Raw genomic sequence first — 11930 nt, forward strand, 5'->3', positions numbered from 1 at the left:
CTGATAGAGGTGGTCACCGTAAAAACCGCTGTATAACTTCCTTGGTGAGAAAAGAGTGAGCGCAAGTACTTATAACGAGTTTCGAAGAATTATATTTTCTGCAGCAAACGACCCACAGAAAGGATTTGCTGTTGCGGGAGAGTGGCTAGAGAATACTTACAAGAAAAAACTTGACCAAAAAAGCTACGCAGGTTTGAAAGCTGAATTAAAATTTTACGAAAAGCATCGACGTGATTTCTTTTTGACTGTTGCTGGCGATGTGGGCGAACACGCCGATTTTGCTGGCAATTATGATGGGGTACCTACTAGATTTGATGTAACTACTAATATCAATTTCAAAAAATTCCGTGATTATGAACCTTACGTCGGCGATGGGATTCGTTACAAGATTGCGTTGTTAGATCAAAAAAATTTCGAAATTGTTGATGTATTTGATCTGGCTTTTGATCGTTGTAAATGTGGTGGGCATTTGATCCCATTCATAAATATGCTTAGTGGTAACTATAATCGTCATGGAGATCCTCTCTGGCATAATGATCAAGCTGAACTGCATATTTGCTCGACATGCCATAACTTTGTTGAGGTTAATCGATTTTATAATCAGGTCCGTTTTAGTCCTCAAGAATATTATAATGACTTATTGGATATTGAAGATTATGAAGAGAGAAATAGGATGTGTAACGAATATTGTGTTGAAAATTACAAATATTTTCGCAGTACCCATCAAGAGAATCTGATGGGCATTGCTGAACCGACATATGTTAATGCTGGCTATAAAGGAGAGGATGGTTATTGGGCTTTAGGTTTTACTTTCCTTAATAGGGCTATTGAAGAGGATTTTTCGGCGCCCATACAGACCGACGGACCATTTGTATAATTGTTGTTGGCATTGGATTGCTCCGTTTTAGAGGAAAATTCTGTTTTAGTGAGGTTGCTATCGATTATTGGACACAATTTTTCTAATCAGATATGAACTATTAATTCCTACTAACTACCGAGGATCGTTGCTAAGGTTCCTCTTTATTTTCGCGGATAATATCCCGTACTTCTTCGATATGCTTCCAAGCATGCAGCGCCGCCCGCTTCGCGGCCTGCTTGCTCTTGTAAACATGCTCCAGCGTCTTGAGCGTACCTGTGGCGCCAGCCTGTTCTTGTCCCGCTTTTTTCTTCTTCGCCGCTACGTCCCTCCACTTCGCCACCACGCCCGTGATGCCTTCGTCCGGGTCTTTCTCTTCCTCGCGCTCGGCCTCGACCGCTTCTTTCTTCGTTTCAAACTCCACGCGCGTGGTAAAGCCGTTGCCACCTAGGCTGTGCGTGACCTTGACCGATAGCCATTCGGTGGCGTCGATCTCGGGCTTGAAGCCTTGCACCGTCACGGGCGATTGCGGGAACACCGCCGGGTTGCCCAGGGCCAGGTTCATCTCAAAGGTGGCCAGGCCGCGCAGGATGCGCTGCCATTCGGCGACGGCCGCCGCGCGCGCGTCTGTTTCATTGGCGAAGGTGGTGCGCAGGCGCTTGCTGTTGCCGGGTACGCCGGCCACGACGCTGCGGCGGCGCGCGTAGCGCTCGTCGTACCAGAAGGCGCGCACGCCCGTGTAGGCGTCGCTTTCGGCGCTGTGGTAGCGGTGGCCATCGCCCAGGGCGCGCGTGATGGGAATCACGGGCAGCGCCTTGCCGTTGGCCGTGCGGCTCTGGTTGATGGGGAGGAACAGCAGGGTGTCGTTCTTGACGGTGGCCACCGCGTCGTATTTCCTGCCGAGCCGGCGCAGGAAGGCCGCATCGCTTTCGTGGGTCTGGTCGATGTGCTCGATGGCCGTGTCGCGCAGGCGCGCGGAAACGCCCGACGCCAGCTCGTTGCGGAAGGCGATGGCCTCGATGATGGCGCCCAAGGTGGTTTTGTGAAAGCTGTGTTCCTGCTGCTGTTTGAAGGTGTCGGCTGGTCGGACTGACCGCAAGCCATTTCCATTCCCTGCGCGTAGTCGTGAAAACGTGAGAAAGCAAGTTCAGCTCACGATTTACGGTGGCGCCGGTGACCTTGTTTCCCCCGGTCATGCGCTGATCGCGCCAGGTGCCGAGCAGTTCGGGCGTCACATTGGCCAGCTTGATATCTTTGATTTTCACGCCGCCAATGAGCACTTCGCCGATGGCAGTGAGGCGCAGCCTTTCCCGGCGCTCGCCGCGCTTGTGGATGGAGATTTCTTCTAGATACCTGTCGAATGCATCGCCGCAGCTTTTCCCGACGACAATGCCACTGTCGGCGCCGCGCCGGATTTCGGTTTTGCGTTCCGACGCCCAGGCCGCAGCTTCGGCCTAGGTGCTGAATGTTTTAGATTCCCGTGTGCCGAGGATGGCGATCTTCGCCCGCCAGCCGCCAACCCGTTTCCTGAGTGAAGCCATGCATTCCTCTCGTTGAGGCGTAATCACGGCGTAAATCTGGCGTAATCGCTACTGGTTTTTGTCGGGTTTAATCTGGATTAAGGGGAATGACGGGACGTAAAAAAAGCCACTAACCCGTTGATTTTATTGGGTTTAATGGCCTTTTTTACGTTTCTGAATTCTGTGCGCTGGTGCCCGGAGCCGGAACCCAATAATGCTTAAAATCAGTCACTTGCCTACAGGAATGGTAAATTTAAGCCAATTAATCGCGTGCCACTGCTTTCCTAATGCGCCAGAACCTTTGGCAACTCTTGCCAATTCGTAGTGTACCGCGGAGTGCGGTTTTCCGACAACATTGCCCAGCGCCTAACCAAGCCTGCAGAACCAAGGTGTACCGTGTCGCGGCCGAACCGTTCATTTAGGGCATCGAGGGCGGCCATGGCACGTACTGATCGAGCACGATCCTGGCCACCATCAAACAAGACACCTTGGCGCTGGGTATCCGGTTGCAGATCCATCAGTATGATCCCGGCTTTCTTGTATTTGAAGCCATTGCGAAAAATCATGGCCAGGCCGTGCAGCGCGGCTCCGGCCAGAACGCGGTTATCGGCGCTGGGCTCGACCAGCGGGATGGTGATGCCGTTAGAGTATTGCTCGTCCTGCTCACGGAACCGGTTTGTTTGCACGAAAACATGAACGGCACCGCACAGGGAGTGCTGTCCGCGCAGCTTCTCGCCGGCGCGCGCGGCGTAGGTCGATATCGATTCGCCCAGCTCGGCCGCCGTCATGACCATGGCGCCGAAGGAGCGCGACGATACAATTTCCTTGCGCGGCGGCGCCACCTCTTCCAGTTCCATGCAGGAAATTCCGCGCAGCTCGTTGCACGTGCGCTCGATCACAACACCGAAATGTGCCCGCATGGTGCTGGGCGGGGCGTTTTTCAAATCTTGAACGGTATTGATGCCCATCGCGCGTAGCTTGGCGCCGATGCGGCGGCCGACGCCCCATACCTCGCCGACGTCAATGCGCTGTAGCAGCCAGGCGGTTCGAGCATCCGACATGGTCGTGAAGTCGGCAACGCTGTCGAATAGGGGAAATTTCTTTGCCACGTGGTTGGCCAATTTGGCCAAGGTCTTCGAATGGCCCACACCCACGCATACGGGTAGGCTGGTCCACTGCGCCACCCTGGCGCGAATATCTTGACCCATGGCGGTTGGGGATGCCCACAGGCCGCCCATGCCTTTCAGGCTGAGAAACGATTCGTCGATTGAGTAGACCTCGACATTGGGACTGTAGGTCCGCAGGATGGTCATAATGCGGTTGCTCATGTCCGCGTACAAAGTATAGTTTGACGATAAGCCAACTATCCCATGTTGGCGCGCCAAGTCGCGCATCTGAAACCAGGGCGCCCCCATTTGCACGCCCAAGGCCTTCACCTCGTTAGACCTGGCCACGGCACAGCCGTCGTTATTCGACAAGACCACCACCGGACGGTCGCGCAAGCGGGGATTGAAGGCACGTTCGCAGCTGACGTACATATTGTTGACGTCGACAAGCGCAAAAATCTGCTTGATCGGGGCGCTCATGTCACACCCGCAGCTTGCGCACGACGCCCGTCACCACGCCCCATATCTGTAGCTCGCTACCTTCAGCCAGGCATATCGCCTTGTACGCTGGATTATCCGGACGCAGCTCCACTTTCCCCCGCTGGCAATACAGGCGCTTGAGGGTGTATTCGGCGTCGATGACGGCAATGACAATGTGGCCGTGCAACGGTGCGACGGAGCGGTCGACCACCACCTTGTCGCCATCCAATATGCCGGCATCGCGCATCGAGTCACCTTCGACCGTGAAAAAGAACGAAGCTGCCTTGTGCTGCACCAGCAGCGCATTCAGGTCCAGGCCATCCTCTGTGTAGTCGGCGGCTGGCGACGGAAACCCAGCGGATATGCGATGGGAAATTTCCGGCTGCGCGCTGGGAAGAGGAAATTGAGCAAGCGGCAAAGGCACTTGCAATACACCAGGCTGGCTTGGTTGAGTAAATATTAATGTTGCATTCATGGCTGGCCAATACTGTGTTTTTATACAGTATATCGGCCGAAGCAAGAAACAGGAAGTATAAAATTGTTTCTAGAAAAGTGAGTCTGGCGGCGTAGCCTCAGCCTTCGCCGCCGGTTTCGCTCTTGTACGAGTGGGCAAAGGATCCGGCTGAGCGACGAGCAGGTCGGAGGGGTACTGTCGATAAACGTCCTGCTCAGTCACCAGCGAGCCGTCCAACCAGCCCTGATACTGGTCCGGATCCAAAATCATCACCATGCGTTTTTCATCGTCAGGCTTGTGGAAGCGCTGCATCAGCGGGTGGCCGTCGGCGTTGATCGTCAGCATCGAGAACGACAACAGCTGGTCCGCCGGGCGATATTCCCAGATACCCGCAATGGCCACCGGGCCGCCATCCGCGCGCTCGATGCGCCAGCGAACAGGCTTGCCGGTTTCGTAATTGGGCTCGAAGAAGTTCGCCGCTGGAATGATGCAGAACTGCTTACGCTTCCAAGCGCTGCGGAAAGAAGGCTTGCTGGCCACCGTCTCGGTGCGCGCGTTGTATGTCTGGCGGGCCAGCTTGTGGTCGGCCCAGTGGGGCACCATGCCGAACATGGCGGACGCGATTTCCAGCTCTCCAAGCACCTCGTGGGAAGTGCGCAAGATAGGAGCCATGTAGCCAGGCCAGGCCTCGAGCGGGAACACCAGTTGCGGTGAAGCCACATGAAAATGGTTATCTATATGAAAATTAGTACTTGGGGTATAGTCTGCGCACATGAAATGTCTTAACCAGTTAAAGTCAAAGAGCGTTACAGAAAAATATTAGACTAGAATAGCAGAAAAATCCACATAAACCCAAAATAGCCAATATGACATCAACTAATTTTGAAAAATTATATAAAAACTTATCCATCGTAAAATTAACAATATTATCAAATATCAGAAAAAGAAAATTTCTCATATTTGTTGTATTGTTCATATTAACCTTGACAGTTTTCGCTGCGAAAAATATTGGAAACAATGGTGAAAATATTAGAACATTTACCATATCGATATGTGGAACATTTATAGGCGCATTGTCCGCTTTTGTTCTTACGATTGTAAGAGAAGAAACAACAAAGAAAAATAATGAGATATCTAGTCTGCACTATGCGTTATTTATTCTGGGAAGGCAATTTAATACATTGATCATATTGAATAAAACCTGCAAGCAGCATAAGGATAAAAGAGAATTGAAACGAGCTCTCGAACTTCCGGCGAACAGACTTCAGGATACCTCTGATCTCAAATTTTCCTATGAAGATTTAAGTTTCTTAAGTGGTGTGGACACTGTCAAGGTTCTGCATCAACTTGGTATCGCTCAGGATTGCTTTTATCAAACTGTAGAGGCGCACAGACATAGGAATGAATATTATGTCGAAACTATACAGCCGATAATTAAAGAAAAAGAAATTCACAAACAAAAACTATCTGAAGAGCAAGTTAAAGATATGTTAGGGGAAGTTGAATCGGAAATAATAATTAGCAACACCAACGATATTTATATATTCATAGAAAATACTATGAGAGTACTAAGTGAAACTCAAATGGAGCTAATAGAAGCCGGGAAGAAAATTTACCCAGGAATAAAACTTCCTAAATTCTCACCGGCAAAAGAATATCTTTAAAAATATTTCCGGATTTCATAAAGTTAAACCGGAAATATGTTATTAAAATAGGCCCACTGGGTCGATGTTCCTATCCCAGCTATAAATAATCAGTTCCCTGCGCTCGACTGCCTTGCCACCACCACCCACGTTGTATTGGATGCCGGTCGTATCCATCTGAAAATCCGCGAACACGCGTCGGATGTCCGGATGATCATTCAAACTCAAGATGGCCTTGCCCTTCAGCCTGGCCATCAACTCGGCCATCTTCTCGTACTGAGCAAATTCAAATTCCACGCCATAGCCCGCCGTCTCCCAGTACGGTGGGTCAAGGTAAAAAAGCGTGTGTGGCCGGTCGTAACGCTCCATGCACTTGTACCAGTCCAGATTCTCGATATAGGCACCAGACAAGCGCAGGTGTGCGGCCGATAAGTTCTCCTCGATGCGCAGCAGGTTGAGCGGCGGCGCGGTCGTGGCCGTACCCCATGTCTGGCCGTCGACCTTGCCGCCGAAGGCATGCTGCTGCAGGTAGAAGAAACGGGCCGCTCGCTGCAGGTCCGTCAGGGTATGCGGCGGCGTTTCCTGCAGCCACTTGAACACCTCACGGCTCGACAGCGCCCACTTGAACTGGCGCACGAATTCCTCCAGGTGATTCTTGACGACCCGGTATAGGTTGATCAGCTCGCCGTTGACGTCGTTGAGCACTTCCACCTCGGCCGGCGGCCGCATGAAGTACAGCGCGGCGCCGCCGGCGAAAACCTCGACGTAGCAAGTGTGGGGTGGAAATTGCGGAATGATGCGGTCGGCCAGGCGTCGTTTGCCGCCGATCCAGGGGATGATGGGTAATGCCAAAATGTGTACCTCCTAGTGTTAAAGTCGAATTCCTCCCATGAGGCAATCCAATCCTACTCACCAGGCTCCACCGGCTGATTGCTGCTGTTAGCGCAGCGACAATCAGCGCTCTGCTTTCTCATCTGGCAGAATGCATCCCGCAATTGCCGCCTCCAGCTCCACTTCATACTTCCTGCCGCGCGGCCAGTCCCGCGCCAGCGCCAGGACGATCTCGCCATCCGTTGCCGCGGGCGCCAGCTGGTCGAATTCGTAGGCCGGCCGCTGCGGTACCGACTTTACACATGGTGTAAAGACGGGAACTTCGACCAGCTGCGGCGCCGGCGGCGCGCTGGCGCAACCGGCCAGCAGCAATACAGGCATCCATTTCATCGCGCACCCTCCAGCAGCAGCCTGACGGCCGGCATCGCCTCATCGCAGGTCGCGGCGCGCGCGCCCGCGATCTGCGCCAGCGCTGCGTCGTACTTCTTGCTCTTGGCAGCGGTGGCCGCCTGCGCCGCTGCGCCGCGCTCCTGTGCCGCCAGGGTTGCCTTGGCCATGCCATCGATGGCGCGGTTTTGTTCGCTGATGGACGCGCGCAACGCAGCGCTGACGCGCTGCTCTTGCGCCAGCGCCGCGCGCGCAGCATCCCGGTCGCCGGCGGCCAGCCACCACCCGGTACCGCTGGAACTAGCCACGAGCAACAGCACGCCGGCCAGTACGATGGTGGCCGCCTTCCATATCCCGCTGACGGCGCCGGCCGCCAACGCGCCCAGGGCGCTCATACGATGCCCGTCACATAGCTGACGCTGCCGCCGGCAAACTTGGCAGTCAGCACCTGGCGCCGCGGCGCACCTGCAGACAGGCCGATATGCACCCACGTTCCCTCGTAGATCAGCTGGTCGAAGGCGATATCGCTTTGCCGGATCAGCAGGGCCAGCGCCTTGGGCACCAGCTTGGCCGTGCTGATATCGGCGGCCAAGCCCAGCACGTGGGCACTGTTGCCGGTGCCGCCCACGGCCTTGTTAAGCGCGGGCGAGCGGTAGCCGCTGGAAATGGCGATGGGTGCGCCCACCAGCGCGCGTACCTGCTCCAGCAGCGCGGCCAGGCGTGTGAGGTTGGCTATGATGGCCGGTGACGGCGCATTGTCGATACCCTTGCGGGTGGCCACCTGTGAGGCGACCAGTTCGGCCAAGCTGAAATGTGGGCTCAGGTTCACAGGCCACCCCGCACGTCCTTGACGATCGCGGCCGCGTCACGCGCCAGCTCGCCAATGTCTTTGTCCTTGCGTTTATCGAGCCAGCGCACCGTGGCGCCCAGCACCCACCAGGCGGGCAATCCGGCGGCCACCATCAGTGGCGCGGCGATGAAGAGGAAGCCCAGGGCCGGGTCGCTGCCATACAGCACGGCAACGGCGCGCGCGCTGTCGAACAGGCCCGGCATCCAGTTACGCACGACCACGACCAGGGCCGGGCCCATCAGGGCGGAAAAGAGAATGGTGACGAAGAAGCGCACGCCCGCTTCCTTGGCTGTTTTTGGCCACATGAACATGAATCCCAGTGAGGTTGCGGCAGCGCCGGCCAGTACCGGGATGCCAAAAATTTTAATCAGTGCGCCGCCGGCGGCGGTGGTTTCGATGGCCATAGTGTCTTTCTTGAAGAGGAGATAGGGGAGGGGGGACGCTTCCGACATTACGGCGATGGCTGTCTCATTTCTAGGGAAAAGTGAGACAGTATTTCCGCCGAAGGAAAATAAAAAAACCCGCCGAAGCGGGTTTGTGACGAAAATGACAGATATGAACTACATGGCTTCCAGAGCAGCAAGGCGCTCCTCTGTTTTTGCGAGGCGGGCCATCAGGCCACGAGCCACAAACATGTTGATCTGGTCAGTGCGCAGAGAATAGAGGCTACCGGCCTCCTTGATCACTACTTGAGAGGCCTCCACGGCATCGGTTTGCGGGACAATAACAGTCCCGTCAGTGTCGACCACATCAGGCTGAGCCGGGATTGCAGCCCGATAACCCAGCTCTTCCTCCCACTGATCGTAGCAAATGAAGCCGTATTCAAACGGGTCAAGCCCATTTTTCTCCATGACGGCAATCGCGCCCTGTACCGTCAGGCCTACGTGCCGGCGCGCGTCCGCACCTTTGGCCTGAATTGACTCGAGCCACTTGTATGTACCGATGCTGTCAGCAATTTCGATTGCTGCTGCGATCTCATTTTCCAGCATCGGGCGAATAGGCGTCTTCAGCGTAGCGTCGGAAGTGTTGATCGCGCCTGTCGAAGAAAACACTACCGACCAGCGCTGTGACGCACCGCCAAGCGCCGTAGTTCCATCGACGGAAGGGAAAATCTGGCCGCGAGTCATCCCCAGGACGTCCGCCATTACCCCGTCTTTCCGCATCGAGAACGTGAACGTGGAATTGGTGGCAGCGTTGTCGCATAGCAGACGACCACACAGCCCATTCGCATTATACGAATCCCAAATGGACGGCAACTGAGCGGCGGACTTTGCAGAAAATACGCCATAGCCATTTAGCCCCTGCGAAATAATCTCGCACGTAGCAACCGATGAGGCTGTAATTTTGGGGACGCTAGTGAAGGTAACATCGCCAGTATTTGAGATGCGGTAGCGCTCGACGCCGTTCGTCGTCATCGCCAGCATGCCTGCAGCCGGGGCACCAATGCCGGTTCCATTGGTGCCAAAATCCATCCCACTCGCTGGTATATGGACAGTCCCTGTAAAGACCGGATTGTCGACTGGCGCCTTCAGCCCGATGGCAGTTTCTTGGGCCGCTGATACCGGCTTCAATGCGTCGCTGGTGTTATCCACGTTGCCCAGGCCCACCATCCCTTTTGTAACGCCTGACACAGTGCCGGCGAACGTCACCCCAGCGGGCGATACCGTGATACTGCCTATGCCATTTGTCACTATCGACAGCACGTTGACGCTTGGCGAATACATGCCGCAACCGGCAGTACCAAAATCCATCCCGCCGGCCGGATTGCGCACGACGCCTTTGAAGACCGGATTATTGATGGGAGCTTTAAGATCAAGAGCGTTTGCCTGCGCTATCGACACAGGTTTTTCTGTATCGCTGGTATTGTCTACTTTACTCAGGCCCACGTCTGCTTTCTTGCCTGACATAGCCACGGCGGCCAACGTTGGCTTGTTGAGGATTCCCCGAATGGAGCCTGGATCTGCAGCCCAGTCAGCCCTGATCGGCTCCAGCTGGCCTTTCGCCAGCAAGTTCAGCTTGTCGAGCCAATCCGGCATGTCTGGGTAAAAAATATCATCCATTACAGTTCCTCGATATCAAGCGATGTGGCATAAGTTTGGAAATACGGTGTCGATACGGCGGCCAGTTCAGCAAGGCGGCCGTACAACTGGTGAGTTTGCTCCAGCTCAGGATCGGCATTCTCGGGAAACAAGCTCACCAGAATCGGCCGGCGCTTGCCGCTGCCGCGCACCAGGCGCCACACCGCGGCGCGATCCACCGGTGTCATGTGCTCGAGCGACAACGACAACTTGCGGTATGTGCTGCCGGCGGCAACGCGCTGCTCACCACCGGCCGTTCTGTAGAGCGTCGACGTATCGAGCGGCGTCACGCTGGCGCCGTAGCTGGCGTTGTTCTCCGGCTCCCAGTAGTTCCCCATCACCAGGCGCGAGAACTCGACGTAGCCGGCCGGATTGCCAGGGTCGGCGAGGTCGATCACAAAATGACGCGCGGTCTTGCGTGGGAACCAGGCCCGCGCATAGGCGCCGCCGCCAAATGAAAAAGCATTGGCTGCCAGTGCTGTGGCCCCAAAGTCCCAGGCGCCCAGCGGCGCATAGCCGCAGGCCAGAATCAGGCCGGTATCAATCGCCGGCACGGTATCGCCTGGCTCGGTATAGCCACGCACACGGATTTTGGCATTCGAAGTCAGGTTGCAAAACGGCAAGACCACGCCGCCGACGATCTCGCCCAGCGGCAGCGTCGCGGTAATGGTCAGGGCCGTGCCGACCGAGCGCAGCACTGAAGACTTACGCTCGCGCTGCAGGTTGGCCGGGCCCAGCAGGCCAGCCTGGCTGGATGCGGTGAGCGCCGCGCGGTCGCCGGCGTTGTCGTAGATGATGCGAAGATTGGTCATATTATGGGAATTGGGAGTTGTCGATCACTGAAAGCCGCGAGTACACCGGCAAACGCCTGGAGTTGTCAATAAAGTAAACCGATCCCGCTTGGGTGATGTATTGGTAGCGATCAGTCGGTATCCGTCGAACCCAGAGCCGCGAGCCAGATGCCCAGTACAGAGCATTGAACTTGAGAATGTCGTAATAATCCTCGAAGATACCCTCCCCGTTATTGAAGGTGCCTTGGTAGTACGCGCCACTAATCGTCCCGCGAGTGTTGGCCAGGATAGACTTGCCCACCAAGTTGAAAGGTGTATCAACGAAGGTGTCGCCTACATTTTCAGGATCATTCCCATTCTGTGCCGGGATATCCACTTTCAGCACCGCCTGCGTATCGTAGGTATTCCCTGCCTGTCGTAGCATGCGCACGGTACTGCAGAAAAGCATCGATCCATCCAGCGCCCGGACTATAATCCCCTTGCCATATGGGGGCGTTGGCAGGTTGAGATCAAGGCGTCCAAATATCCGCAGGCTGAGCCCCATATCTTCCACTACGCCCCCAGCTCCCAAAAGAACGATGCGGGGGCTATAGATGAACGTCGCCCGCCAGGACGAGCCGCCAAGATTCTCCAGTCGACACAAAGCGATTCCAGTCCTGGGCGCACCAGGAGCAGTTCCGACGACGTTATACGGGACATCAAAATACACTTGAGGCACGCCGTTGCAGGAAAAGTCGACCGACGTAAATCGGGCGCCGCTTCCGGTCGGGATGGCCTTCTTGCCTAAATAAACGAACGCACGATGACTGGCATCGATGGTGATGTTCCCCACCGCTAGGTTCTTGGTCTCGATCCCGACTCTCAAAGCTTTGCCCCTGTGTAAAAAACTGATAACAGCCCATTGCTAGCCATGGGAAGCCGGTCATCCTCGTTG

General features: G+C 55.3%; 15 protein-coding genes. 3 read left to right on the plus strand and 12 right to left on the minus strand.

All coding sequences use genetic code 11. The features are described 5' to 3' along the window. Window positions 1–55 precede the first annotated feature (55 nt). Window positions 56–877 (plus strand): hypothetical protein, encoded by an 822-nt coding sequence (locus tag OX460_RS01915; protein ID WP_289897437.1) that lies wholly within the window; start codon window positions 56–58, stop codon window positions 875–877. A gap of 130 nt (window positions 878–1007) precedes the next feature. Here the strand turns inward: OX460_RS01915 and OX460_RS01920 are convergent, their stop codons facing one another. Then, window positions 1008–1955 (minus strand): contractile injection system protein, VgrG/Pvc8 family, encoded by a 948-nt coding sequence (locus tag OX460_RS01920; RefSeq protein WP_289897438.1) that lies wholly within the window; start codon window positions 1953–1955, stop codon window positions 1008–1010. Window positions 1956–1989: 34 nt separating this feature from the next. Between OX460_RS01920 and OX460_RS01925 the strand changes: the two genes are divergently transcribed. Then, entirely contained in the window at window positions 1990–2205 is a 216-nt protein-coding gene (locus tag OX460_RS01925; protein ID WP_289897439.1) for a hypothetical protein, read from the plus strand. A 455-nt stretch (window positions 2206–2660) separates the two neighbouring features. Here OX460_RS01925 and OX460_RS01930 read toward each other — a convergent pair whose 3' ends face one another. The 3 genes from OX460_RS01930 to OX460_RS01940 form a co-directional block, all read right to left on the minus strand. Further along, a complete protein-coding gene (locus OX460_RS01930; RefSeq protein ID WP_289897440.1) occupies window positions 2661–3962 on the minus strand; it encodes a Y-family DNA polymerase in 1302 nt (433 codons plus the stop codon). Between the two features lies 1 nt (window position 3963). Beyond that, window positions 3964–4437 carry a translesion error-prone DNA polymerase V autoproteolytic subunit gene (gene umuD / locus OX460_RS01935; RefSeq protein WP_289897441.1) on the minus strand — a complete coding sequence of 158 codons (474 nt, stop codon included), beginning with the start codon at window positions 4435–4437 and terminating at the stop codon, window positions 3964–3966. Between the two features lie 69 nt (window positions 4438–4506). Then, window positions 4507–5190 (minus strand): SOS response-associated peptidase family protein, encoded by a 684-nt coding sequence (locus OX460_RS01940; protein ID WP_289897442.1) that lies wholly within the window; start codon window positions 5188–5190, stop codon window positions 4507–4509. Between the two features lie 92 nt (window positions 5191–5282). On the opposite strand from OX460_RS01940, the gene OX460_RS01945 reads away from it, so the two are divergent. Continuing rightward, window positions 5283–6080 (plus strand): hypothetical protein, encoded by a 798-nt coding sequence (locus OX460_RS01945; protein WP_289897443.1) that lies wholly within the window; start codon window positions 5283–5285, stop codon window positions 6078–6080. 42 nt (window positions 6081–6122) lie between these two features. Here OX460_RS01945 and OX460_RS01950 read toward each other — a convergent pair whose 3' ends face one another. From OX460_RS01950 to OX460_RS01985, 8 genes are all read right to left on the minus strand, one after another. After that, window positions 6123–6911, minus strand: coding sequence for a DNA adenine methylase (locus tag OX460_RS01950; RefSeq protein WP_289897444.1), 789 nt, complete (start codon window positions 6909–6911; stop codon window positions 6123–6125). Between the two features lie 102 nt (window positions 6912–7013). After that, window positions 7014–7280 carry a hypothetical protein gene (locus OX460_RS01955; protein WP_289897445.1) on the minus strand — a complete coding sequence of 89 codons (267 nt, stop codon included), beginning with the start codon at window positions 7278–7280 and terminating at the stop codon, window positions 7014–7016. Next, window positions 7277–7672, minus strand: coding sequence for a hypothetical protein (locus tag OX460_RS01960; protein ID WP_289897446.1), 396 nt, complete (start codon window positions 7670–7672; stop codon window positions 7277–7279). The genes OX460_RS01955 and OX460_RS01960 overlap by 4 nt, the downstream gene beginning before the upstream one ends. Beyond that, on the minus strand, window positions 7669–8106 hold the full coding sequence (locus tag OX460_RS01965) for a D-Ala-D-Ala carboxypeptidase family metallohydrolase (protein ID WP_289897447.1): 438 nt from the start codon (window positions 8104–8106) through the stop codon (window positions 7669–7671). Before OX460_RS01965 ends, OX460_RS01960 begins: the two co-directional genes overlap by 4 nt. Further along, entirely contained in the window at window positions 8103–8432 is a 330-nt protein-coding gene (locus tag OX460_RS01970) for a hypothetical protein (RefSeq protein WP_289897448.1), read from the minus strand. Before OX460_RS01970 ends, OX460_RS01965 begins: the two co-directional genes overlap by 4 nt. Before the next feature lie 255 nt (window positions 8433–8687). Further along, window positions 8688–10187 (minus strand): tail fiber domain-containing protein, encoded by a 1500-nt coding sequence (locus tag OX460_RS01975; protein WP_289897449.1) that lies wholly within the window; start codon window positions 10185–10187, stop codon window positions 8688–8690. Then, entirely contained in the window at window positions 10187–11017 is an 831-nt protein-coding gene (locus OX460_RS01980) for a hypothetical protein (protein ID WP_289897450.1), read from the minus strand. Before OX460_RS01980 ends, OX460_RS01975 begins: the two co-directional genes overlap by 1 nt. A gap of 1 nt (window position 11018) precedes the next feature. Continuing rightward, complete coding sequence (locus OX460_RS01985) at window positions 11019–11828, minus strand: hypothetical protein (RefSeq protein ID WP_289897451.1); 810 nt, start codon at window positions 11826–11828, stop codon at window positions 11019–11021. Between the last annotated feature and the right edge of the window lie 102 nt (window positions 11829–11930).

The sequence above is a fragment of the Janthinobacterium sp. SUN033 genome (assembly GCF_030397595.1).
Classification (GTDB): domain Bacteria; phylum Pseudomonadota; class Gammaproteobacteria; order Burkholderiales; family Burkholderiaceae_D; genus Janthinobacterium; species Janthinobacterium kumbetense.